The following is a 21,941-nucleotide window of genomic DNA, read 5'->3' as shown; positions in this document are numbered from 1 at the left end:
ACGGATTGTCGCGCGGAGGCTGGGGCAAGATGAAGGCATGCCCACCCTGCGTCTCGCCCTGTCCCAGGTCAACCCGAGCGTCGGCGACCTCGCCGGAAACGCCGACCTGGTCCGCAGCTGGACTCGCCAGGCCGCCGATGCCGGTGCCCAGTTGGTGCTCTTCCCGGAGATGATGTTGACCGGGTACCCGGTCGAGGACCTGGTCTTCCGGCGTTCCTTCGTGGCCGCGTCCCGGGCCGCCGTGGAGCGGCTGGCCGCCGACCTGGCCGCCGATGGTCTCGGCGAGTTGCCGGTCGTGGTCGGCTACCTGGACGCCGACGGCCCGCCGCAGGTCAGCGGGGACGCCGAGCCGGGCCGGGGTGCCCGCAACGCCGCCGCGCTGCTGCACCGGGGCGTCGTGGCCGCCCGCTACTTCAAGCACCACCTGCCCAACTACGGGGTCTTCGACGAGGACAGGTACTTCGTCTCCGGCGACGCGCTGACAGTGGTGCGGATCGGCGGCGTGGACGTCGCGTTGACCATCTGCGAGGACCTGTGGCAGGCCGGCGGCCCGTTCGCCGCCGCCCGGAGGGCCGGCGTCGGCCTGGTCGTCAACATCAACGGCTCGCCGTACGAGCTGAACAAGGACGACATCCGGCTGCCGCTGGTCCGCCGCCGGGCCGCCGAGGCGGGCGCCACCATCGCGTACGTCAACATGACCGGCGGCCAGGACGAGCTGGTCTTCGAGGGCGACTCGATGATCGTGGGCGCCGACGGTGAGCTGCTCACCCGGGCCCCGCAGTTCGTCGAGCACCTGCTCGTGCACGACGTCGAGTTGCCGGCCGCCGCCACCCCGCCGACCGCCGAGACGGTGGCGGACGGCATGCGGATCGTGCACAGCACGCTGGACGCCATTCCGGCCGCGCCGTCCGGCCCGGCCGCCACCGGCGGGCTGATCGAGCCGGTGGCCGACGAGGCGGAGGTGTGGCAGGCGCTGGTGCTGGGTCTGCGCGACTACGTCAACAAGAACCGGTTCCCGTCGGTGGTGCTCGGTCTCTCCGGCGGCATCGACTCGGCGGTGGTGGCCGCGCTCGCCGTCGACGCGCTCGGGCCGGACCGGGTGGTCGGGGTGTCGCTGCCCAGCCAGCACTCCTCGGAGCACTCCCGAGAGGACGCCGCCGACCTGGCCAAGCGCACCGGCCTGGACTACCGCGTCGAGCCGATCCAGCCGATGGTCGACGGTTTCCTCGCCAACCTGTCGCTGTCCGGCGTGGCCGTGGAGAACCTGCAGGCCCGGGTCCGTGGCGTGATCCTGATGGCGCTGTCGAACCAGGAGGGCCACCTGGTGCTGACCACCGGCAACAAGAGTGAGCTGGCGGTCGGCTACTCCACCCTGTACGGCGACTCGGTGGGCGGCTTCAACCCGGTCAAGGACGTCTGGAAGACGCTGATCTGGCGGCTCGCGAAGTGGCGCAACACGGACGCGGCGCGGCGCGGTGAGACCGCCCCGATCCCGGAGAACTCGATCGGCAAGCCGCCGAGCGCCGAGCTGAGCCCGGGCCAACTCGACAGCGACAGCCTGCCCGACTACGACGTCCTGGACCCGATCCTGATCGGCTACGTCGACGGCGACCTCGGCCGCGACGGGCTTGTCGAGTCGGGTCACGACCCGGCGATCGTGGACAAGGTGCTGCGGCTGGTGGATACCGCCGAGTACAAGCGACGGCAGTCGGCGCCGGGCACGAAGATCTCCATGAAGGCGTTCGGTCGGGACCGCCGTCTGCCGATCACCAACCGGTGGCGCGAGCACGGCTGAGCCGTACCCCTGGGGGTGCCGGGTCGGTGGCGCGGCCCGGCGCCGCCGCGCGGTCCGTTCTCCGAGTGGCGTTGCGCGGCGTTCCCGCGCTGGTGGAGTGACATCTTGCACTGGGCCCTGCCGTCACCCCGTCTCACGGTGCGACGATCGCGACGGAACCCGGGGACCGCGCAGGCGGCCTCGAGGAAGGGAGACAGAGATGGTGGAGTCCACTCCGCACGAGGTGACCGCGTTGTACGGCGGCCCGGCCACCCGACGGGTCCGCACCCGCGACCTGATGGCCGCCAAGGAGCGCGGCGAGCGGTGGCCGATGCTGACCTCGTACGACCAGTACACGGCGTCGATCTTCGACCAGGCCGGTGTCCCGGTGCTGCTGGTCGGCGACTCGGCCGCGAACAACGTGTTCGGCTACGAGACGACCCTGCCGATCACCGCCGACGAGCTGCTTCCGCTGGTCCGGGCAGTGGTGCGGGCGACCCGGCAGGCGCTGGTCGTCGGTGACCTGCCGTTCGGCTCGTACGAGGAGGGTCCGGCCCAGGCGCTGCGGACCGCCGTCCGGTTCATGAAGGAGGGTGGCTGTCACGCGGTCAAGCTGGAGGGTGGCCGCCGCAACGCCGCGCAGATCGCCGCGATCGTCGGCGCGGGCATTCCGGTGATGGCGCACATCGGTTTCACGCCGCAGAGCGAGCACACCCTGGGTGGGTACCGCGTGCAGGGTCGCGGCGACACCGCCGACGAGGTGCTGGCCGACGCACGGGCGGTGGCGGAGGCGGGCGCGTTCGCTGTGGTGCTGGAGATGGTGCCCGGCGAGGTGGCCAAGCGGATCACCCACGAGCTGCCGATCCCCACGGTGGGCATCGGCGCGGGCCCGGACACCGACGCGCAGGTGCTGGTCTGGCAGGACATGGCAGGGCTGCGGACCGGCAAGGCGCCACGCTTCGTCAAGCGGTACGCGGACCTGGCCGGCGCCCTCACCGACGCCACCCGCCGTTTCGCCGACGAGGTCCGCGGCGGCGAGTTCCCCGCCGCCGAACACACCTTCTAGCCAGCGACTCGGTCCTGCCGATGTCGGGGTGTCCTGGCGGCACTGGGACACCCCGACATCGAGGGTCAGAGGTCGGTGACGCGGATGCCGGCGTGCGCCTTGTAGCGCTTGTTGATGGCGATCAGGTTGGCGGTGAACGCCTCGATCTGGTGGGCGTTGCGCAACCGGCCGGCGTAGATGCCCCGCATGCCGGGGATCCGGGCGGCGAGCGCGCCGACGATGTCGACCAGTTCGCGGTCCTCGGTGCAGATCAGCACGTCCAGATCGATCCGGTCGACCTCGGGGTCGGCGAGCAGCGGAGCGCTGACGTGGTTGAACGCGGCGCAGACCCGGGAGTCGGGCAGCAGCGCGGCGGCCTGCTGCACGGCGCTGCCCTCGGCGACGGTCAGCGCGTACGGGCCCTGCTTGTCGAAGCCGAGCGGGTTGACGCAGTCGACGACGATGCGGCCGGCGAGCGGCTCGGCGAGGGCGGCGACGGTGGCGGCGTGCCCGTCCCACGGCACCGCGATGATCACCACGTCGCTCCGTCGGGCCACCTCGTCGTTGGCCGCACCGGTGACGCTGCCGCCGGCCGGCACCCCGGGCAGGGCGGCGATCTCGGCCGCGGACTCGGCGGCCCGCTCAGCCGACCGGGACCCGATCAGCACCGTCTGGCCGGCCCGCGCGAACCGGTAGGCGAGGCCCCGCCCCTGGTCGCCGGTGCCGCCGATGATGCCGACCGTCAGCCCGGACACGTCGGGCAGCGTGCTCGCGTCGTATGCCATGGCCTCATCCTCGCAAACCGCTCCGCGGGTCAGCAGCGCCGAGCACTGTGAGAATCCCCGCTGCCGCCGACATCAGCCCATCACCTGCGGACCGACCCCACCAGCCTCACAGTCAGGCCAGCTCGAACAGGACGGTGCGGGCCGCCGGGTCGGCGGTGACCAGGCGGACTCGGACCCGTTCGCCGAGCGGCAGTTGGCCGAGGCAGCGTGCGCGTACCGGTGGGGCGTCCAGCGCGACGGTGCCACCGGGTGGCCGGGGCCGGGACTTGCCGTTGGGCGGGGCGTCGACGTCGAGGACGGCCGCCTCGAAGGTCTCGCCCACCCGGTGCTCCAGCACCGCCGCCTCGGCCAACTCGACGGCGCCACGAGCGGCCGCCGAGGCGACCCGGTCGGTGCTCGCCATCACCTCGGGCAGCCGCGGCAGCGCGGCGCGGGCCCAGTCGGGCACCGGCCGGCCCGCGTGCAGGGCCAGGCAGACCTCGGTGGCGTACCGGTCGGCCAGCCGCCGCAACGGCGCCGTCACGTGGGCGTACGCGGCCGCCACGCCGCCGTGTTCAGGGTGCTCGGGCAGCTCCCCGTCGAAGGCGGTGTACGCGGCCCCGCGCATCAGTTCGGCCGCCTGGTCGATGAACGCGGCGGCGCGCGGCTGGGCGGCGTCCAGACCGGCGATGACCTGACCCGGGCCCACGTCGTCCGGCCAGTGCACGCCCAGCGGCGCGGCGGCGGCCCGGAGCCGCTGCACCGCCTCCGGTTTGGGTGCCGGCATCGTCCGCAGCAGGCCGACCCGGCCGGCCAGCATGATGTCGGCGGCGGCCATCCCGGTCAGCAGGGAGATCTGCGCGTTGTGCTCCTCCATGGGGATCGGCGCGCGCAGCACCAGCTGCCAGCCCTCACCGTCGGGCTCCAGATCCTGCTCGGGCAGCGGCAGGTTGATGGCCCCGCGCCGCAACCCACGCGCTGTCAGTCGGTCACCGATCTCCGGCAGCAGCGCGATCGGGTCGGGTAGCCGCCCGGCCTCGGCTGCCGCCTGCACCCCTGTGTAGTCGAGTTTGGCGCGACTGCGGACGAGGGCGCGTTCCAGCTCGACGGCCACGGTGCCGCCGTCGGCGTCCAGGTCGATGGTCCAGACCACCGCGGCCCGGTCGTCGTCGGGCAGCAGACTGGCGGCACCCTCGCTGAGGGTGCGCGGGTGCAGCGGCACGTTTCCGTCGGGCAGGTAGATGGTCTGCCCCCGCCGCCAGGTCTCCGCCTCCAACGCGCCACCCGGGGTGACGTGCGCGGCGACGTCGGCGATCGCGTACCGCACCCGGTAGCCCCCACCGGGGCGGCGGGCGAGGTGCATCGCCTGGTCCAGGTCCCGCGAGGTGGCGGGGTCGACAGTGACGAACGGTATGTCGGTGCGGTCGACGGGCGGCCGCGGCGGTGCCGCAGCCGCCTCGTCGGCTTCACGCTGTGCGTCGGCCGGGAACTCTTCTAGCAGGCCGAGCTCGCGGCGCAGCGCGCCGAAGTCGATGCGGGGCGCGAGTACGCGTCGGATGACCACGGGTCAATCCTGACAGCGCCATCGGTGATCCGCTTCCGGTGACCGGCCGAGAAATCCGCCCGGCGAGGGGTGGCCCGCTCTCAGCTGGTCGCCTTCCGGGCGGCGCTGCGCGTACCCCTCGGGGCGGTGGCTCGGGCGGCGACCGGGCGGGCCGGCGACTTGCGGGCGGTCACCTTGCGGGCCGGCGCCTTGGCCGCGACGGTCTTCTTCGCCGGGGCCTTCTTCGCCGCCGCCTTGCGGGCGGTGGTCGACGAGGTGCCTGTCGACTTCGCGGCCGGGGCCTTCTTGGCCGGGGCCTTGCGGGCGCCGCCGCTGGGGCGGGTGGACGCGGTCTTCTTCGCCGCGGCCGTCTTCTTCGCCGCCGTCTTCTTGGCGGCGGACGCCGTGGTCGCGACCTTCCGCGCCGGGGCCTTCGCCGCGGTGGTGGTCTTGCGCGCCGGAGCCTTGGTCGCAGCGGTGGTCTTGCGCGCGGGAGCCTTCGCCGCGGTCGTGGTCTTCCGCGCCGGAGCCTTGGTCGCGGCGGTGGTCTTCCGCGCCGCCGAGGCGGTGGTCTTCTTGGCCGCGCTCACCGTCTTCTTCGCCGTACCTGTGGTCTTCCTCGCGGCGGTGGTGGTCTTGCGCGCCGTGGACGCCGGGGCCCGCTTGGCGGCGGCGGTCGTCTTGCGGGTGGTTGTCGACGTCCTCGCGGGGGCCTTCTTCGCCGCGGCGGTGGTCTTCGTCGTGGCCTTCTTCGCGGGGGCCCTCTTCGCCGCCGTGGTGGTCTTCTTGGCCGGGGCGCGGCCCGCCGCGCCGGCGGCCTTGCGCGCCGGTGCCTTCGCGGCAGCCGTGGTGGACTTGCGCACGGGGGTGGTCCGGCTCGCCGCCGTGTTCCGCTCCGCCGCGGCGGTCTTCTTCGCGGTGGTGCGTCGGGCGGCCGGGCGCTTGGTGGCCTGCTGTGCTTCGGCCATCGTGGTTCCCTCCTCGGGGGACGTGCTCTCGCGTGCGTCCTCGCGGAGCACGAAATACCTCGGCGCGAGCCGTCCCGCGCCGCCTATCTGTCCTCCCCGGCCCAACGAGCGTCCTCGGCATCCCACGCCTCGTTCCGCTCCTGCACTCGTTGCAGGGCGTTCTCCGCGTCGGCCGCCGAGTCGTACGGGCCGAGTACATGCTTCGCCGGACACACGTTGCCGTCCGTCTCGACCCGGTGATGCCGGGTGCACCAGTAGAACTGCCCACCACGTCCGCTGTCGCTCATGGGAATCACTGTGCACCGCGATCCGGCCGGCCGCCACCGGATCGCACAAGTCGCCGACGATCTCCACAGTAGATATGCATTGCGTCCGTCGGGCCGAAATGGCGAAACGCGTGGGACTGGAACTCCAGAAGATGCGCAGGTGAGCCCCGCTGTGGTCGCATCTATGATCGCCGGATGGCGATACCGGACTACATCGTGGGGATGCGCAAGCACGTCGGCCACGACCTGCTCTGGCTGCCGAGCGTCAGCGCGGTGGTCCGCAACGACGCCGGCGACCTGTTGCTCGGCCAACGCGCCGACGACGGGCGCTGGTCGGTGATCAGCGGTTTCGTCGAGCCGGGCGAGCAGCCGGCCACCGCGCTGGTCCGTGAGGTGCGCGAGGAGACGGGCCTGGACGTCGCCCCGGTGCGGATGTCCAGCGCCGTGTCGCATCCGCACACGTACCCGAACGGGGACCGGTGCGAATACCTGAACCTGGGGTTCCTGTGCCGGCTGGTGGCCGGCACCGCCCGGGTCAACGACGACGAGTCGCTGGCCGTGGGGTGGTTCCCGTTGGACCGGCTGCCCGAGCTGGACAAGCACGCCCTGCTGGTCATCGCGTACGCGCTGCGCGAGAACCAGCTGACCGGTTACCTGGAGCCGGGTACGACCTGGGACGACGTACCCGACTGAGGTTCACACGGGGTCGCGGCGAGGACGACCGGTGCGGCCGGGGCCGACCGGGCCGCCCGGATGGCGTACGTCAGCGCGTAGGGCGAGCAGGCCAGATAGAACAGCGGTTCCACCAGCACCTCGTCGGTGATCAGGAAGATCTCCCAACGGGTGGGCCGGGGCAGGCCGAAGTTCCAGTCGGTCCAGCAGGCGAAGAGCCACAGCGGCGCCGAGATCCGGTCGACGGCGTCTCCCGCCGTTCCCTCGATGACGGGACTGGAGCCGGGGATGTTCCCGACCACGAAGAGGATCACGGCGAGGTCGGCGACGACGAGCGCGCCGAGGATGCCCAGCCACCAGGCTGCCCGGACCCGCCCCCGCGCGCTGAGGGTCGCCGCGGCCCAGAGGACAAGTGTCAGGCCGGCCAGCCAGAGCAGCAGACCGGGTGCCGCGGCGATGATGCCGGCGGTATTGAGGCTGTACGCGGCCAGGGCCACGACCGCGCCGATGGGGAGCACCACTCCGAGCGCGATGCGCAGCGGGCCGCCGAGCGAAGTGTGCCGGGCCCAGCGTGTGGCGCACACCGCCAGGATCACCGCCAGCCCGGCGGTCGACAACGACCAGAGCGGTAGCTGGAACTGCGGCGGCAGCAGCAGCCAGTTCAGGACCACGTTCATCAGCACCGCGCTGGCGAACACGATCGCGGCGCAGGCAATCGGGGACAGCAGTAGTGCGGCGACGGTGCGGCCGGCCCGACCACGCATCAGTGTGCGGTCGACGAGTGGGGCGCCGGCGCGGCTGACGGCCAGGCTCACTGCGAAGCCCACCATCTTCGTCCAACGACCGCTCTCGGCGAGCACGTGCAGCTCGGCTGCCCACTCGCGGCGCAGGTCGTCACGGACCTCGACCGGCCAGCGGCGCGCGGCCAACTCCAGCAACAGTTCGGCGGCCCGGCGGGTCACCACGCCGGCGCCCCGGTGGGCTCGGTGCCGCCCCACGAGCGGCGACCGTCGGGGAGCGCGGCACGCAGGTCGGCGAGCGCCCGGCGGGCCTGCGTCACGCCTTCGGCGGTGAGGCGGTAGTAGCGGCGGGCCGGCCGGCCGGCGGCGACGGGATCGATCGCTTCCCAGTCGGCGGCCAGCCAGCCGGCCCCCTGCAACCGGTGCAGCACCGGGTAGAGGGTGCCGCTGGGCAGGCCGGTCAAGCGCATCAGGTCCAGCCCGTAGCGCTGCTCGTCGGGCTCGGCGAGCAGCGCCGCGAGCACCTTCGCGACCGGAATCGTCATCCGCATCCAGCCACTGTATCGGAACTCTATATAGGGGTGGGGACCCGTTCGACAGGGATCCACAGCTCGGCGTCCGCCTGGGTGCCGTCCGCGGACACCCGCACCCGGGAGATCTCCGGTCCCGGTCGGCTGCGGTACGGGTTGGACGGGAACCACTGGGTGAACACGTCACGCCACAGGAACTGCACCGCCTGCGGAAACGCGCCGGACGTGGTGAACACCGCCCACGACCCCGCCTGCACCGGCAGCGCGTCCAGGTCCTCCGGCGGCACGGCGCTCGTCACCACGCCGTGCCAGTAGTCCAACTCGGTGCCCTCCTGCCGGCTGTCGGCGAGGTTGTCGCTGACGTTGACGATCCCCTTCGGCTCCTGATCGGAGAGCGCCTCGATCCGCCCGGTCGTCTCCCTGTCGATGCTCCTGATGAACGCGACGATCGCCGGGTTCATCCCCTCGTGCACCAGCGGGACCCGGGCCTTGCGCCCCACCAGCGCGAACGCGTCCTTGTCGACGATTCGGTACTCCATGCTGCCGCTCCCTTCGACTGTGAGTCGGAAGGACATCCGGGGCTGGGCGCGCAACGCTGCCCCCGTACGCCGAGCTTCTCCGGGGCCCACGCCGTGCACGGCGTGGAACGCCCGGGCGAACGCCTCCGCCGAGCCGTAGCCGTAGTGCACCGCGACGTCGAGCAACGTCCGCTCCCCCGCCAGCACGTCCGCACCGGCGACGGTGAACCGACGCCGACGGATGTACTCCGACAGCGGCATCCCGGCCAGCGCGGAGAACAGCCGCCGGAAGTGGTACTCCGACGTCAGCGCGATCCGCGCCAGCTCGGCCACCTCGATCTTCTGGTCGAGGTGCCGCTCGATGTACGCCATGGCCTCGTTGAGCCGATCCAGCACCCGGGCCTCCTTCCCTTTCGACCACTGACGCTAGGTCGCGGGGTCGGTGCCCCACCCGACATCCGATGCCCGCATCGGTCGGGTGGGCCGCACCGGTCGTCGTGTCGTAGCCTGGCGGACTTTGCTTCCCGAGGAGGTTGACGTGGCCGAGTATCCGCAGGACGTCGTGCAACGTTTCCACGGCACCCCCGAGCAGGTCGACGCCGGCCTGGTGGGCGAGCCGCCACGGACGTGGGAGTCAGTCGTCATCGAGGAGTACGACCCGTCCTGGGCGCAGCGGTTCATCGTCGTTCGGTCGTCGCTCACCGAGACGCTGGGTGCTCTGATCATCGAGGTGGAACACGTCGGGTCGACGGCGGTGCCGGGGCTCGCCGCCAAGCCCGTCATCGATGTCGACCTCACCATCGACGACACCGCGGAGGAGGCCGGCTATCTCCCCGCCCTGGAACGGCTCGGGTACCGGCTCGTCCTGCGGGAGCCCTGGTGGCACGGGCATCGGATGCTCATCAGCCCTGCCGAGGACGTCAACCTGCATGTCTGGCCGAGGGGTGCGCCGGAACCCGTCCGGCACCGGCTCTTCCGCGACTGGCTGCGCTCGCATCCCCACGACCGGGAGTTGTACGCCGCGACCAAGCGGCGCCTCGCGCGGGACACCGCGCACCGACCCCGTGACTACAGCCTGGCGAAGAACGACGTCATCGACGAGATCTACGCGCGCATCTTCGCCGCCTGATGACCCCACGTCGGCGACGGTCACGCCTAGGGCGTGTGTCCGTACCGGCTGGCGGAACCGTCGACGAGTACGGGCACGAAGAGGTCGATGGCGATAGTCATTCGCTGGCCGAACTCTGCCCGAGTGGCCACCTCGTGCTTGATGCCGGCGGCGGTGCTGTGCAGGGTGCGGGCCATGTCCTCGGCCATGCCCGTGCGCGGGGCCGGCAGCGCGTCGGCGAGAGCATTCGTGATCATGGCGACGAAGCGCTGGGGATATGCCCGGACGATGGGCCCCAGCAGGTCGGGATTGCTGTCGATCAAGACAGCGAACTCGGTGGCCATTGCGCCGATGTAGCGGCCGGTCCACAGGTCGAAGGCCTCGACCAGCCGATCCCGTAGGGGACGCTCAGTGTCCTCCAGCACCCGCGCTGCCGCCGCAAGATCGCGGTCGAGCGCGTCGATGACGGCGTCGCGGAACAGGTTTTCCTTGGACGAGAACAGGAAGTACAGACCGGGACGGGAGATGTCTGCTGCGCGGGCGACGTCGTCCATCGACGTCTTCCGGTACCCGTAGCGCGCGAAGGTGTGCAGAGCGGCCTTCAGCACGTGCTTCCGACGGCCGCCCTCACCCTGCCCGCCGGCGACCTCGGTCGCCCGCGAAACGCTCATGACACCACCCTAGCAAGCGCCGCGCCAACTAGACAATATATGTAGAGCTTGTATAGTCGCCATAGTGCCGATGGCGATGGACCTCGGTGCCACCCGTTCGACTCCAGGAGACGAATTGACGACCCCTCATCCACTGATCACGACCCGCTTCGACGCCAACAGCACCGCCGACGACGTCGTGAGCGGCGTCGACCTCACGGGTGTCCGCGCGATCGTCACCGGCGCCTCCTCGGGAATCGGCGTGGAGACGGCACGCTCGCTCGCACGGGCGGGCGCCGAGGTCACGCTGGCGGTTCGCGACATCACCGCCGGCACGACGACCGCCCAGGACATCACCGACACCACCGGCAACCACAGCGTCCACGTGGCGGCGATCGACCTCCTCGACAGGTCCTCCATCGCCGAGTTCGTCGACCGCTGGACGGGGCCGCTGCACCTGCTGATCAACAATGCCGGCGTCTTCCTCAGCAACCTGCACCGAACCCCCGAAGGCTGGGAACAGCAGTTCGTGGTCAACCACCTCGGTCACTTCGCCCTGAGCGTCGGCCTGCACGACGCCCTCGCCGCAGGCGCGCGCGAGCGCGGTGCGGCCCGCATCGTCGTGGTCAGTTCGACGGCACACATGAACTCGCCGGTCGTCTTCGACGACATCCACTTCGAGCGACGCGCCTACGAGCCGCAGGCCGCGTACGCGCAGTCCAAGACCGCCAGTTCACTCTTCGCGGTGGAAGCCACGCGCCGATGGGCCGCCGACGGCATCGTCGCCAACATCGCCAACCCCGGTGGCGTCTCCACCGGGCTGCAACGCGATTTCACGCCAGAGCAGCGGGAATACCTGGCGGCGGCTGAGGCTGCGGGCGTCTTCACCTACAAGACGCTCCAGCAGGGTGCCGCCACCACACTCGTCGCGGCTGTCTGCCCTGAGTTCGCCCACACTGGCGGTCACTATCTCGACGACGGACGCGAGGCGTACACCGTCACCGACGACGCCGACCTCTTCACCAACAGCCACGGCGTCAAGCAGTGGGCACTCGACCCGGCCGCCGCGATGACGTTGTGGGCGCGATCGCTGGAGTTGATCCGCCAACCGTGATTTCTCGTGGACTACATCCTCGACAGCGACCAGTACCGATTTCCGCTGCCCCTGGCCGCCGAGCGTCCGGCCGTGGACGAGATCGCGGCATTGCTGCTCTCCGCCGACGACGGCGACGAGGCCGCAGAGAAGGATCGCGCCAACCGGTATGCGACCGACAGCCGTCTGCGTCCGGCGCTCAGGTACTCAACTTTTCACCGGTCTTCAACACGGAGAGCGCGATCGATCCGCGCGTCAGCCGAAGGTGAAGGCGTACGCCTGGACGCCGGGCTCGCCGAACGTGATCTCCAGGGTCCGTTCACGGACCGGGCCGTCCTGGCGGACGAGCTGGTAGAGCCGGCCGTCCTGGAGTACGCCGTTGCCGTTCCCGTCGACGTCGACGCCGTGTGACGGGCCGGGGGCGTCACCGTCGAGCAGCACCCGGAACGGGATCGACTGTCCCGCTCCGGGGGCCAGCACGAGATGCACGTCGCGGGCGTGGAACCGGAAGGCTATGCCGCCGCCGGCTCGGTCGAGCACGACGTTCTCCGACCCGATCGTCCACTCCCCCGCCAGGGCCCACTGGTTGAGGCCGAGGCTCTCCGGCACCTGGTAGGCGCGGCGTTCGTCGAGGGCGGGGCCGTCCGGCGACGCGAAGTGTTCGCCGCGACCGAAACCGAGGTACGTCTCGGGCGTCCGCAGGTTGTTCCAGTCGGCCTCCGCCTCCGGGCCGGCCCCCTTGACGGGTACGGGGTCCCGCTCGATGCCGAGCAGTTGCTGGAGCACCCGTTCGGACTGCTCGTAGCGTCCCTCGCCGAAGTGGTCGTCGCGGATGACGCCGTCGGTGTCGACGAAGTAGAGCGCCGGCCAGTAGTGGTTGTCGAAGGCGCTCCAGATCGCGTAGTCGTTGTCGACAGCCACCGGGTAGTCGATCGATCGGGCCGCGACCGCCCGCCGCAACCAGTCGACGTCGTGCTCGAACGCGAACTCCGGGGTGTGCACCCCGACGACGACCAGCCCGTCGTCGCGGTAGGCCTGCGACCAGGCACGCACGTACGGCTCCTGACGCAGCCAGTTGATGCAGGTCAGCGTCCAGAAGTTGACCAGGACGACGCGCCCACCCAGGTCGGCGGGGCCGAGTGGCTCGGAGTTGAGCCACTCGGCCGCCCCGTTCAGCGGGGGCAGGTGCACGGCCATCTAGCGAAGTGACCGGAAGGCGGTACGAAGCTCCTCGGAGAAGATCTTCGGCTGTTCCCAGGCCGCGAAGTGCCCACCCACGTCGAGCTTGTTGTAGTAGATGAGGTTGGAGTACGCCTGCTCGGCCCAGCTCTGCGGCGCCTCGTACAGCTCGTCGGGGAAGACGCTCACGGCGACCGGGACTTTGACGCCCTTGGCGGCGAAGAACGACAGCTTGTTCTCCGCGTACAGACGGGACGCGGAGACGGCGGTGTTCGTCAACCAGTAGAGCGAGATGTTGTCCAGGATGTCGTCGCGGGTGAGGCCCGCTTCGGCCCCGTCGAAGACCTGTGCGATCAGGGCCAGACTCTTCGCGTCGTGGTCGAGCAGGAAGGACGCCAGGCCGACCGGAGAGTCCGCCAGCCCGGTCAGTGTCTGCGGGCGGGTCGCCATCATGAGGGCGTAGGCGACGTGTTTCCAGACGTAGTTGACTTCCTCGGCGGCGCGCATCTCGTCGTCGGAGAGCCCTGATGGCAGCGAGCCCATGGCGTTGTTCGCGCCGGTGGTGTCGCCCTGGAACAACAGGTCGATCTCGGGTGGGACCGCACCGGGCATGTTGGTGTGGATGCCGAGCAGTTCCGGAGGCGCCTGGATGCCCATCTGGTCCACGATGACCGCGCCCCAGTCGCCGCCCTGCGCGACGAACCGGTTGTAGCCGAGACGCTTCATCAGCTCCGTCCAGGCGGTCGCGATCTTCTGCGGGTTCCACCCCGCCTCGGTCGGCTTGCCGGAGAAACCGTGACCGGGCAGCGACGGGATCACCAGGTGGAAGGCGTCCGACGCGCTGCCGCCGTGCGCCGTGGGGTCGGTGAGCGGCTCGATGATCTTCATCTGTTCGATGATCGACCCCGGCCAGCCGTGGGTGACGATGAGTGGCAGCGCGTCCTCGTGCTTCGAGCGCACGTGGATGAAGTGGATGTCCACCCCGTCGATGGCTGTCATGAACTGCGGAACGGAGTTCATCCGCGCCTCGACCTTGCGCCAGTCGTACTCATTCTCCCAATAGCGGGCGACGGCCTGAATCGTCGCGAGTGGCACGCCCTGCGACTGGTCGTCCACCGTTTCCTTGTCCGGCCAGCGGGTGGCCTTGATGCGCCTCTTCAGGTCATCGAGGTCGGCCTGAGGAATGTCGACCGAGAACTGCCGAATCTCCGTGGTGCCCGGACGAGTCTTGGTTTTGACAGCCATGCGTGTTTCCTCTCCGTCTAGGTTTGCGCCTCGCGAGGAGAAATCATGGGGTGAAGGCTCTGCCCGGACTTGTGTGCCAACGAGATAGGCACGCCGCCGCCATATCTCGGAGCCTAGATCGCCGCACCGGTTGCTCGTGGCGATACGAGCAGCCCTCTCATTGGCCAGATCCGGGGGCCGCGACGCCGTGTTCGGCAGCTCGGCTGACCTGCTCCCAGCTCGCCCAGGTGTCCATCCGCCGACGGGCGATGTCGAACGCCAGGTCGTACACCATGCTCCCGAGCAGGAGCCGCAGCGGCGGCTCGTCGCTGTCGACCAGTTGCAGCAACGCCTCGGCGGCCAGCCGGGGTTCGCTGTCGATGGAGCTTTCCGCCCACTGCCGCTCCAACTCGGCGCGCAGTGGCGCGTAGGCGTCCATCGGGGTGGTGACGCGCACGCTGGTGTAGAGGTCGGTCCAGTAGCCGCCCGGCTGCACGATGCTGACCGTGATGTCGAAGGCCGCCGCCTCCATCGCCAGGGCCTCACTCATGCCCTCCAGGGCGAACTTGCTCGCGCTGTACAGGCCGGTGCTCGGAAAGCCACCGAGCGCGGCGATGCTGGAGACCTGCACGATGTGGCCGGACCGTTGGGCGCGCAGGTGCGGCAGCACGGCCTGGCTGACCCAGAGCGCGCCGAAGAGGTTGACCTCGAACTGGGCCCGCGCCTCGGCCTCGGTGAACTCTTCGATCATGCCCATGGACAGGGTGCCGGCGTTGTTGACGACGATGTCGAGCTGGCCGAACTGCTCGACGGCGGTGTTCACGGCGTCGATGACCGCCGCCCGGTCGGTCACGTCGAGGGTCAGGGCCAGCAGCCGGTCGGCGTACTTCTCGTCGAAGTCGGCGGTGGCGATGGTCCGGGCGGCGGCGACCACCCGGTCACCTCGGTCGAGTGCGGCGTCGGCGAAGGCGCGGCCCAGGCCGCGGCTGGCGCCGGTGATGAACCAGGTACGCATGCGGGTCTCCCAGCATTTTCGAGACGAGACGGTTCGTATCGTGATGACAGAAGACTAGGGCGTGTAGCCGCCACCCGTCAAGACGAGACGGATCGTCTCGTACGCTGGTATCGTTCTGCTCCATGACCCCCAACACGGCCCGCCGGCGCGAGACCTCCCGGCGCGCCATCCTCACCGCGGCCTTCGACCTGCTCCAGGAACTGGGGTACGCGAAGCTCAGCATCGAGGGCATCGCCGCGCGCGCCGGCGTCGGCAAACAGACCATCTACCGCTGGTGGCCGTCGAAGGGCGCTGTCATCTTCGACGCCTTCCTCATGCTCAGCGAGGCCACCGAGGGTGGGCCGCCGACGCTGCCGGACACCGGCGACCTGGCGGCGGACCTGACAGTGGTGCTGCGCGCGACGGTCGAGGAGATGAACGATCCCCGGTACGAGCAACCGATGCGCGCGCTGGCCACCGAGATCGCGCTCGACCCCGAGCTGGCGGCGGCGTACGCCGAACGGTTGGACGGGCCGTTGAAGGAGGCCAAGCGGCAGCGCCTGCGCAGCGCCCAGCGGGCGGGTCAGATCGCCGAGGGCGTCGACCTCGCCGTGGCGGTGGACATGATCTGGGGGCCGATTCTCAACCGCTGGTTGCAACGCAGTGGGCCGCTCACCGCCGAGTACGCCGACCTCGTCGTCACCACCGCCCTCACCGGATTGCGCCCCCGGTAGCGCCCGGCGGGGTACGACCCTTCAGGGGCTGCGGCCGTCCGACAGAAACCCTGCCAGCCCGTCGAGCAGGCGCGACAGCCCGAACTCATAGAGCCTGTCCAGATCGAAGTCGACGTCGTTCCGCATCGCCATCCGCAGCAGCGGCGAACCCCCAGCCGCCAGTTCGGCCAGCCGCGACTCCTGGAACGTCATCCACTCGTCGTTGGTGAGGCCGGTGTCGCGCTGCGCCTCGATCTCCGGCTCGATCGCCACCGCCAGCCCTCGCCCGAAACTGAAGAGCGTGAGGTGCACGTAGAGCTCGGTCTCCGAATCGAGGCCGAGGCCGTCCAGCGCGTTCAGCACCCCGTCAGTGATCGCCACGGTGTTCGGGGTGAGCTGGGGTCGGGTGATCGACATGGCCGGGGCCAGCCACGGATGGCGGCGAAAGAAGCGCCACTCCAGCCGAGCGATCTCCGCCAGATCGACCCGCCAGCCTTCCGTGCTCCGCGGCGGCACCTCCTCCTCGCCCAGGACCGTGTCGATCATGTGCAGCAGCAGCTCGTCCTTGCTCGCCACGTATCTGTACAGCGACATCGTGGCGACGCCGAGTTCGGTGGCGACGCGGCGCATGGAGAGCTCGGCCATGCCGTCCGCGTCGGCGACGGCGATCGCGACGGCGACGATGCGCTCCCGACTCAGCTCGCCCTCGCCTCCCGGCCGCGCCACGGCGCGAGGCCGTCGGGCGCGTTCGGCCGCCGGGACACGCGCGGGCTCCGGGGCGCTGGCCACGACGGTGCCGACGCCGGAACGGGCCTCGGTCAGTCCCTGCTGCCGCAGCGCGGCATGCACCTTCGTGGCGGTGGCGATGGCGACGCCCCACTCCTGACTGATCCGGCGGGCGGAGGGCACCTGGTCGCCTGGGCGCAGCTCGGCGGCGGCGATGCGGCGCCGGATCTCCTCGACGATGCGCAGGTACGGCGCCTCCGGTCGGCTCACCCCTGCACCCGCTGTACTAGTACGCCAGTGTCGGGTACTTCACTGCGACGGTGCGGCAGCCGCCCCACGCACAGGTGGGCTGTCCTAGCAGTAGTACTAGTACAGCGCTGGTCCTCAACGGCCCGACCAGGGCAGGTATTGCCTCGCGCCGAACGACCCGCATAGCCTGCACACGACATGACGTACACCGTACACGAACGGGGGGAACGACCCATGGCCAACGAAACTGTCCTCATCTCCGGTGCCAGCATCGCCGGGCCGGCGCTGGCGTACTGGCTACGCCAGCACGGCTTCACTCCGACTGTCGTGGAGGTCGCCCCGGGCCTGCGCCCCGGCGGTCAGGCCGTCGACCTGCGCGGCGCCGGCCGCGAGGTGGTCGAGCGGATGGGTCTCATCCCCCGGGTACGCGAGGACCGCGTCGACGAGCGCGGTGTCGCCAACGTCGACGCGAACGGCCGCTGGGTGGCCCGGATGCCCGCCGACCTCTTCGGCGGCGAGGGCATCGTGGCCGAGATCGAGATCATGCGGGGCGACCTGACCCGGATCCTCCACGACGCCACCGCGGGCGAGGTCGAGTACCTCTTCGCCGACCGGATCACCGAACTCGACCAGGGCGACACGGGGGTACGGGTCCGCTTCGCCAGCGGCACGGTGCGGACGTTCGACCTGGTCGTCGGCGCGGACGGGGTGCACTCGGGCGTACGCCGGCTCGCCTTCGGATCAGAGGACGAGTACGTGCGGCCGCTCGGCGGGTACACCGCGTACTTCACCGTCCCGGATCCGGGCGACCTCGACGACTGGTTCCTCATGTACAACGCGCCCGGCGGGCGGGTTGCGGGGATCCGCCCCGAGCGGGGCGGCACCGCGAAGGCCATGCTGAGCTTCACCTCCCCGCCGATGGAGTACGACAGGCGCGACGTACGCCAGCAGCAGCGCCTGCTCACCGACGCCTTCGCCGGGGTGGGTTGGCGGGTGCCGGCGCTGCTGGATGCGCTGGCGGACGCGCCGGACTTCTTCTTCGACAGCATCTGCCAGGTGCACGTGCCGAACTGGTCGCGGGGGCGGGTGACGCTGCTCGGCGACGCCGGGTACTGCGGCTCGCCGCTGACCGGCATGGGCACCAGCATGGCGCTGGTCGGAGCGTACGTGCTCGCCGGCGAGCTGGCCTCGGCCCGCGACGACCACGGGCTGGCGTTCGCGCACTACCAGGAGACCATGCGCGACTACGTCCGCCAGTGCCAGGAGTTGCCGCCCGGCGGAATCGGCGGCTTCGCGCCCCAGAGCCGGCTCATGATCTGGGCGCGGAACCAGTCGATGCGGATGATGGGGCACTGGCCGATGCGCGGCATCCTCGCTCGGCAGTTCCAGAAGGCGGACGCCATCACGCTGCCCGACTACAACGACCTCGTCGCCACCGCCCTCGACGGATTGCGTCCCCGCCGATCCGGCGAGTGACGATCGCTGGGACGGCTTTGCGCTGCCGCAGCATCGTGCGGCAACATCAGGCGCCGTGACGGCACCAGGCACGGCCCCCGACAACGACACCCCGGCCGGCAACAACGGCACGCTCCGGTCGAGTCGGCGGGTCAGACACTGGTTGGCCGGTGCCGGGGTCACCGCCCTGGCCGCCGTACTCGGGATCGTCCTCGCCGTCCGCGGTGGCGCCACCCCCGCCTGCGCCGCGCCACCCACCGGTAACGCCGTCCACAAGGGAAAAGCAAGCTTCTACGACGCGGGCCGCTCCGGCGGGAACTGCTCCTTCCCGGGCCCTCCGGCAGACCTGCTCTACGTGGCCCTCGGCTCCTCCCAGTACTCCGGATCGGCGGCCTGCGGCAGCTACCTTGAGGTGAGCGGCCCGAAGGGCAAGGTCCGGGTCATGGTGATGGACCAGTGCGGCGGCTGCGGAACCAGCAAGATCGACCTCTCCACCGAGGCGTTCACCAGGATCGCCGACCGGTCGCAGGGCATCGCATCCGTGACGTACCGGGCGGTGGTGAACCCGCCGCTCGACGGAGGGCTGACCTTCCGGATGAAGGGCGGCGCCTCGAAATACTGGTTCGCGGTGCAGGTCGGCAACCACGGCAACCCACTGCGCTCGGTCGAGGCGAAGGGCCCGGCTGGCGGTTTCCGCAAGGCCGCCCGGCAGAGCGACAACCACTGGACCATCGCTGACGGGATCGGCCCGGGGCCCTACAGCATCAGGGTCACCGACGTGTACGGACGCCAGGCGACCGCCACCGGCATTCGCATGGTCACCAAGCAGGTGCAACGCAGCACGGCCGTCCTCGCCAGCGCCTCCCCCACGCCCAGCAGTTCACCAGCGGCCCCGCCGAGCCCCAGCGCCGCCCCGCCCTCGCCGACCCCGACCGAGTCGGTCGCACCGACGGCGACTGTCGAAGCGCTCGCCGGTGCTGCCGCTCCCCTCGACCGCCCCCGCTGCTGACTCATCACGTTCCGCTCCGCGGAGCATCGCGTGGCTATTCTTCGTTGCCCCGCTGGGCTGCCAGGGCAACTGCCAACGTGGCGTCCACGACGGTGAGTGACGCCATGGCAATCGCTCCCGCTCGGGCGCGACGGTTGCCGTCCGGGCGGCTGGCCTCCGCTGCGTAGCAGCCGGTCAGCACGAGATTCAAGGCCGCCCGCGCCGCCATCCACGGCCAACGGGGACGCCCGACCAGGACGCCAGAACCGACGACGAGATCAGTCATCCCGACCGCTCGGGCCAGCGCGGGCCGGTCACCCAGACCGAGGGCTACCGCGCTACGTCGCGGCATCACCGTCAACACCACGCCGAAGCCGAGCGTTACGAGACCGACCGCGTCCGCCAGCTTGTCCGTCCGCCGCCGAGTCATGCAGCAGATCATCGCAGGCGGATCGACACAGGAGCATGGCGTGCAGAGTGAATCTGGGTTGCGGCAGGACAGGTAGCGGCCGAACATCCTCGTGTGGATGCTGTGGTGCAGTGGGTTCGCACGTCGTGGACCAAGTGTTCGCGCGGTGGCGCCGAGGCAACCCGGCGTAACGCCGTACCGGTGTCGTTCGCCCTGCCGGCAGGGGCCGCGCCGCTCACCCACGAGGTGGACATGGCGGAGGCCGATGGCTTCGAGCCTCGCGAGGGCCTGGCACGCGCGTCGTACCGGAGCGAGGTGCGTCTCCGGCCGGTGGACGGTCAACTCCGGGTTGAACTGATCGCCTCGGCCTGGGGTAGGCCACGCCGTCACCGCCGGCCGCCCGCGGTGCGACTCGCCCATGGCCAATGGCTGCGCTGGCAGATCAACTACCGTTTCACCAGGATGACTGATGGTGCCTGGCTGTACCGCTTGGACACCCTCAACCTGGCGCACGGTGCGGTTCCGGCGGACACCTTCCTCGGCGAACCGCCTCGATTCATCGACGAGCGCGCCCTCATCTGGTAGCTGCCACCGCCGCGCCTCGGCCCTGTACCCGCCGTACCATCCGACGATGATCTCGGAGACCTTCGATGCGCGCGGCGGGCTCACCTACGTTGACCGCCTCGACTTCACCCGAGGCGACACACTCAGGGCTGCCCGACGGCTGGCCTGGCCGACGGTGAAGCTGCACGCCGACGACAGCACGTTGACCTTCACGTCGCGTACCGGATCGGACACGCTGGAACACTTCTCCGTGGCCGCGCTGGCGCACCATCCGTTTCACCGACGGTTCCCGCTGCCGGCGACCGCCGTCGCCTTCGAGGTCGAGGGACGCGACCAGGTCCTGCTCTTCTGGACTCCCCGCGCGGGCGCGGTCCTGCGTGCACTCGACAAGCTGGGCTGGGACGCCGAACAGCCCGAGCCCTGGAGCCCGTACGTCTGAGCTGGCAGTTCGCGCGCGACCACCCGACGTGTCGGTTGACCCAAGGTCAACATCCCCGGAACGAGTACTAGGCTCGGGGGGTGTCCGAGCACCGCAGCCTTCCGCTGTGGGCGGGACGCACTGCCGCGCTGCTGGGCATCGTGCTCGTCGCATTCACCCTGCGCCAGGCGGTTGCGACGATATCGCCGATCCTCGGCGACATCCGAGTGGACATTCCGATTTCGAACATCGGCGTCGGGCTGCTCGGCACGTTGCCACCGATCCTGTTGGCGGCATCCGGGTTCATCGCGCCGCGCGTCGCTCGTGGCTTCGGCCTCGACGGCGGCATCGTGCTCGCGCTGCTGCTCATGACCCTCGGCCATCTCGTGCGCGCGTTTGCCCCGGGCTTCGCGGTGCTGCTCGTCGGCAGTGTCGTCGCGCTCGCCGGTACGGGCATCGGCAACGTGCTGCTGCCGCCGATCGTGCGGCGCTACTTTCCCGACCGGGTGGCGCTGCTGACCGCCGTCTACGTCTGCGTCGTGGGCGTGGGCACGGCCGTGCCCGCCGCGGTCGCCGCTCCGGTCGCCGAGCAGGTCGGCTGGCGGTTCCTGCTCGGCACCTGGTCGGTGACCTCGGTAGTCGCGCTCGTTCCGTGGCTCGTCATCATCGCGCGGGAGCGCCGCCAGCGACGCTCGGATGCCGTCGCCGTCGAGTCCCCGCCTTCCGCCCTCGTCACGCGACTGTGGCGGTCACGCGTGGCCCTGTCGATCACCGTCGTGTTCTCGACCAGCACGATCCTTACCTACGCGGCTTTCGCGTGGCTGCCCGAGATCCTCGGCGACATCGCCGGCTCGACGCCGACCGAGGCCGGTGTGCTGCTCGCCGTCACCGGCATCATCAGCGTGCCCGGCGCATTCATCGCGCCCCTACTCGTCGAGCGGCTGCGCAATGTCGGCTGGCTGATCGCCGCCGGTGTCGCAAGCTTCCTGTTCGGTTACCTCGGCCTGCTGCTCGCGCCCGCCACACTCACACTGCTCTGGGTGCTGCTCATCGGCTCGGGGTCGGTCCTGTTCCCGGTCTGCCTCGTGCTCATCAACGTTCGCACCCGAACCCACGGCGGCACCGTCGCGCTGAGCGGCTTCGCCCAGGGGGTCGCGTACGCGCTCGGCGCGCTCGGTCCGCTGCTCGTCGGGCTGCTGCACGACGTGAGCAGCGGGTGGACCCTGCCGCTGCTGTTCCTGCTCGCTGTCACCCTCGTGGCGACCATCCCGGCGATCACGCTCGCCAGGCCCGCGTTCGTCGAGGACGAACTCGCCCGCTAACGCACTGCTGGATCACAGTGGCGATCCCC

The 21,941-nt window shown here is 70.6% G+C and carries 24 protein-coding genes; 11 read left to right on the top strand and 13 right to left on the bottom strand.

The annotated features are described in order from the left end of the window. The first annotated feature begins 37 nt into the window (after positions 1–37). Together KBX71_RS29355 and panB are read left to right on the top strand one after the other, a co-directional pair. Positions 38–1,795: an NAD+ synthase gene (locus tag KBX71_RS29355; protein WP_210821025.1), complete on the top strand. Its 1,758-nt coding sequence runs from the start codon at positions 38–40 to the stop codon at positions 1,793–1,795. Between the two features lie 199 nt (positions 1,796–1,994). After that, the gene (gene panB, locus KBX71_RS29350; RefSeq protein WP_196925286.1) at positions 1,995–2,840 is read left to right on the top strand and encodes a 3-methyl-2-oxobutanoate hydroxymethyltransferase; all 846 of its coding nucleotides are present in this window, start codon (positions 1,995–1,997) and stop codon (positions 2,838–2,840) included. Between the two features lie 65 nt (positions 2,841–2,905). Here the strand turns inward: panB and npdG are convergent, their stop codons facing one another. From npdG to KBX71_RS29330, 4 genes are all read right to left on the bottom strand, one after another. Further along, a complete protein-coding gene (gene npdG, locus KBX71_RS29345) occupies positions 2,906–3,604 on the bottom strand; it encodes an NADPH-dependent F420 reductase (RefSeq protein ID WP_091409546.1) in 699 nt (232 codons plus the stop codon). 112 nt (positions 3,605–3,716) lie between these two features. Continuing rightward, positions 3,717–5,147 (bottom strand): RNB domain-containing ribonuclease, encoded by a 1,431-nt coding sequence (locus KBX71_RS29340; RefSeq protein ID WP_210821024.1) that lies wholly within the window; start codon positions 5,145–5,147, stop codon positions 3,717–3,719. An 80-nt stretch (positions 5,148–5,227) separates the two neighbouring features. Further along, positions 5,228–6,094 carry a histone gene (locus KBX71_RS29335; protein ID WP_247684308.1) on the bottom strand — a complete coding sequence of 289 codons (867 nt, stop codon included), beginning with the start codon at positions 6,092–6,094 and terminating at the stop codon, positions 5,228–5,230. 83 nt (positions 6,095–6,177) lie between these two features. Next, entirely contained in the window at positions 6,178–6,381 is a 204-nt protein-coding gene (locus KBX71_RS29330; protein WP_124818259.1) for a hypothetical protein, read from the bottom strand. Positions 6,382–6,555: 174 nt separating this feature from the next. Between KBX71_RS29330 and KBX71_RS29325 the strand changes: the two genes are divergently transcribed. Beyond that, a complete protein-coding gene (locus KBX71_RS29325; RefSeq protein ID WP_210821023.1) occupies positions 6,556–7,053 on the top strand; it encodes an NUDIX domain-containing protein in 498 nt (165 codons plus the stop codon). On the opposite strand, the gene KBX71_RS29320 is transcribed toward KBX71_RS29325, so the two are convergent. Genes KBX71_RS29320 through KBX71_RS29310 form a run of 3 tightly spaced genes read right to left on the bottom strand, consistent with a single transcriptional unit; the run spans position 7,011 to position 9,216 of the window. Continuing rightward, complete coding sequence (locus KBX71_RS29320; protein ID WP_210821022.1) at positions 7,011–8,030, bottom strand: hypothetical protein; 1,020 nt, start codon at positions 8,028–8,030, stop codon at positions 7,011–7,013. The two genes, KBX71_RS29325 and KBX71_RS29320, sit on opposite strands and share 43 nt — an antisense overlap. Beyond that, positions 7,991–8,323, bottom strand: a complete 333-nt coding sequence (locus tag KBX71_RS29315; RefSeq protein WP_210821021.1) for a PadR family transcriptional regulator — start codon at positions 8,321–8,323, stop codon at positions 7,991–7,993. The genes KBX71_RS29320 and KBX71_RS29315 overlap by 40 nt, the downstream gene beginning before the upstream one ends. 20 nt (positions 8,324–8,343) lie before the next feature. Then, entirely contained in the window at positions 8,344–9,216 is an 873-nt protein-coding gene (locus KBX71_RS29310; protein WP_210821020.1) for an AraC family transcriptional regulator, read from the bottom strand. Positions 9,217–9,358: 142 nt separating this feature from the next. Between KBX71_RS29310 and KBX71_RS29305 the strand changes: the two genes are divergently transcribed. Continuing rightward, the gene (locus KBX71_RS29305) at positions 9,359–9,949 is read left to right on the top strand and encodes a GrpB family protein (RefSeq protein WP_210821019.1); all 591 of its coding nucleotides are present in this window, start codon (positions 9,359–9,361) and stop codon (positions 9,947–9,949) included. A 26-nt stretch (positions 9,950–9,975) separates the two neighbouring features. Here the strand turns inward: KBX71_RS29305 and KBX71_RS29300 are convergent, their stop codons facing one another. Next, positions 9,976–10,599, bottom strand: a complete 624-nt coding sequence (locus KBX71_RS29300; RefSeq protein ID WP_210821018.1) for a TetR/AcrR family transcriptional regulator — start codon at positions 10,597–10,599, stop codon at positions 9,976–9,978. Positions 10,600–10,714: 115 nt separating this feature from the next. Between KBX71_RS29300 and KBX71_RS29295 the strand changes: the two genes are divergently transcribed. Continuing rightward, positions 10,715–11,692: an SDR family NAD(P)-dependent oxidoreductase gene (locus KBX71_RS29295; protein ID WP_247684306.1), complete on the top strand. Its 978-nt coding sequence runs from the start codon at positions 10,715–10,717 to the stop codon at positions 11,690–11,692. Positions 11,693–11,926: 234 nt separating this feature from the next. Here KBX71_RS29295 and KBX71_RS29290 read toward each other — a convergent pair whose 3' ends face one another. The 3 genes from KBX71_RS29290 to KBX71_RS29280 form a co-directional block, all read right to left on the bottom strand. Then, complete coding sequence (locus KBX71_RS29290) at positions 11,927–12,868, bottom strand: redoxin domain-containing protein (RefSeq protein ID WP_210821017.1); 942 nt, start codon at positions 12,866–12,868, stop codon at positions 11,927–11,929. Further along, positions 12,869–14,095, bottom strand: coding sequence for an epoxide hydrolase family protein (locus KBX71_RS29285; RefSeq protein WP_210821016.1), 1,227 nt, complete (start codon positions 14,093–14,095; stop codon positions 12,869–12,871). Between the two features lie 157 nt (positions 14,096–14,252). Next, positions 14,253–15,089: an SDR family oxidoreductase gene (locus KBX71_RS29280; RefSeq protein ID WP_210821015.1), complete on the bottom strand. Its 837-nt coding sequence runs from the start codon at positions 15,087–15,089 to the stop codon at positions 14,253–14,255. 122 nt (positions 15,090–15,211) lie between these two features. Between KBX71_RS29280 and KBX71_RS29275 the strand changes: the two genes are divergently transcribed. Beyond that, positions 15,212–15,802, top strand: a complete 591-nt coding sequence (locus tag KBX71_RS29275) for a TetR/AcrR family transcriptional regulator (RefSeq protein WP_210821014.1) — start codon at positions 15,212–15,214, stop codon at positions 15,800–15,802. A 21-nt stretch (positions 15,803–15,823) separates the two neighbouring features. On the opposite strand, the gene KBX71_RS29270 is transcribed toward KBX71_RS29275, so the two are convergent. Next, the gene (locus KBX71_RS29270) at positions 15,824–16,777 is read right to left on the bottom strand and encodes a TetR/AcrR family transcriptional regulator C-terminal domain-containing protein (protein ID WP_210821013.1); all 954 of its coding nucleotides are present in this window, start codon (positions 16,775–16,777) and stop codon (positions 15,824–15,826) included. Positions 16,778–16,990: 213 nt separating this feature from the next. Between KBX71_RS29270 and KBX71_RS29265 the strand changes: the two genes are divergently transcribed. Both KBX71_RS29265 and KBX71_RS29260 read left to right on the top strand, forming a co-directional pair. After that, positions 16,991–18,232, top strand: coding sequence for an FAD-dependent monooxygenase (locus KBX71_RS29265; RefSeq protein ID WP_210821012.1), 1,242 nt, complete (start codon positions 16,991–16,993; stop codon positions 18,230–18,232). Between the two features lie 55 nt (positions 18,233–18,287). After that, the gene (locus KBX71_RS29260) at positions 18,288–19,220 is read left to right on the top strand and encodes an expansin EXLX1 family cellulose-binding protein (RefSeq protein ID WP_210821011.1); all 933 of its coding nucleotides are present in this window, start codon (positions 18,288–18,290) and stop codon (positions 19,218–19,220) included. A gap of 34 nt (positions 19,221–19,254) precedes the next feature. Here the strand turns inward: KBX71_RS29260 and KBX71_RS29255 are convergent, their stop codons facing one another. Then, positions 19,255–19,629 (bottom strand): hypothetical protein, encoded by a 375-nt coding sequence (locus tag KBX71_RS29255; RefSeq protein WP_210821010.1) that lies wholly within the window; start codon positions 19,627–19,629, stop codon positions 19,255–19,257. 93 nt (positions 19,630–19,722) lie between these two features. Here KBX71_RS29255 and KBX71_RS29250 point away from each other — a divergent pair, with 93 nt between their 5' ends. From KBX71_RS29250 to KBX71_RS29240, 3 genes are all read left to right on the top strand, one after another. Continuing rightward, positions 19,723–20,193 (top strand): hypothetical protein, encoded by a 471-nt coding sequence (locus KBX71_RS29250; RefSeq protein WP_210821009.1) that lies wholly within the window; start codon positions 19,723–19,725, stop codon positions 20,191–20,193. Between the two features lie 46 nt (positions 20,194–20,239). Continuing rightward, the gene (locus KBX71_RS29245) at positions 20,240–20,611 is read left to right on the top strand and encodes a hypothetical protein (protein WP_210821008.1); all 372 of its coding nucleotides are present in this window, start codon (positions 20,240–20,242) and stop codon (positions 20,609–20,611) included. 80 nt (positions 20,612–20,691) lie between these two features. Next, the gene (locus KBX71_RS29240) at positions 20,692–21,912 is read left to right on the top strand and encodes a CynX/NimT family MFS transporter (protein ID WP_210821007.1); all 1,221 of its coding nucleotides are present in this window, start codon (positions 20,692–20,694) and stop codon (positions 21,910–21,912) included. The last annotated feature ends 29 nt before the right edge of the window (positions 21,913–21,941 follow it).

The organism is Micromonospora sp. D93, assembly GCF_018070365.1.
Classification (GTDB): Bacteria; Actinomycetota; Actinomycetes; order Mycobacteriales; family Micromonosporaceae; genus Micromonospora; species Micromonospora ureilytica.
Note: the sequence above shows the minus strand (reverse complement) of the source record. Positions and strands in the feature narration are given on the sequence as shown.

Excerpts from the sequence above, each read along its gene's own strand:
- KBX71_RS29355 (WP_210821025.1), top strand. The coding sequence starts at position 38 with ATGCCCACCCTGCGTCTCGCCCTGTCCCAGGTCAACCCGAGCGTCGGC.
- panB (WP_196925286.1), top strand. The coding sequence starts at position 1,995 with ATGGTGGAGTCCACTCCGCACGAGGTGACCGCGTTGTACGGCGGCCCG.
- npdG (WP_091409546.1), bottom strand. The coding sequence starts at position 3,604 with ATGGCATACGACGCGAGCACGCTGCCCGACGTGTCCGGGCTGACGGTC.
- KBX71_RS29335 (WP_247684308.1), bottom strand. The coding sequence starts at position 6,094 with ATGGCCGAAGCACAGCAGGCCACCAAGCGCCCGGCCGCCCGACGCACC.
- KBX71_RS29330 (WP_124818259.1), bottom strand. The coding sequence starts at position 6,381 with ATGAGCGACAGCGGACGTGGTGGGCAGTTCTACTGGTGCACCCGGCAT.
- KBX71_RS29325 (WP_210821023.1), top strand. The coding sequence starts at position 6,556 with ATGGCGATACCGGACTACATCGTGGGGATGCGCAAGCACGTCGGCCAC.
- KBX71_RS29315 (WP_210821021.1), bottom strand. The coding sequence starts at position 8,323 with ATGCGGATGACGATTCCGGTCGCGAAGGTGCTCGCGGCGCTGCTCGCC.
- KBX71_RS29300 (WP_210821018.1), bottom strand. The coding sequence starts at position 10,599 with ATGAGCGTTTCGCGGGCGACCGAGGTCGCCGGCGGGCAGGGTGAGGGC.
- KBX71_RS29290 (WP_210821017.1), bottom strand. The coding sequence starts at position 12,868 with ATGGCCGTGCACCTGCCCCCGCTGAACGGGGCGGCCGAGTGGCTCAAC.
- KBX71_RS29285 (WP_210821016.1), bottom strand. The coding sequence starts at position 14,095 with ATGGCTGTCAAAACCAAGACTCGTCCGGGCACCACGGAGATTCGGCAG.
- KBX71_RS29280 (WP_210821015.1), bottom strand. The coding sequence starts at position 15,089 with ATGCGTACCTGGTTCATCACCGGCGCCAGCCGCGGCCTGGGCCGCGCC.
- KBX71_RS29275 (WP_210821014.1), top strand. The coding sequence starts at position 15,212 with ATGACCCCCAACACGGCCCGCCGGCGCGAGACCTCCCGGCGCGCCATC.
- KBX71_RS29265 (WP_210821012.1), top strand. The coding sequence starts at position 16,991 with ATGGCCAACGAAACTGTCCTCATCTCCGGTGCCAGCATCGCCGGGCCG.
- KBX71_RS29255 (WP_210821010.1), bottom strand. The coding sequence starts at position 19,629 with ATGACTCGGCGGCGGACGGACAAGCTGGCGGACGCGGTCGGTCTCGTA.
- KBX71_RS29245 (WP_210821008.1), top strand. The coding sequence starts at position 20,240 with ATGATCTCGGAGACCTTCGATGCGCGCGGCGGGCTCACCTACGTTGAC.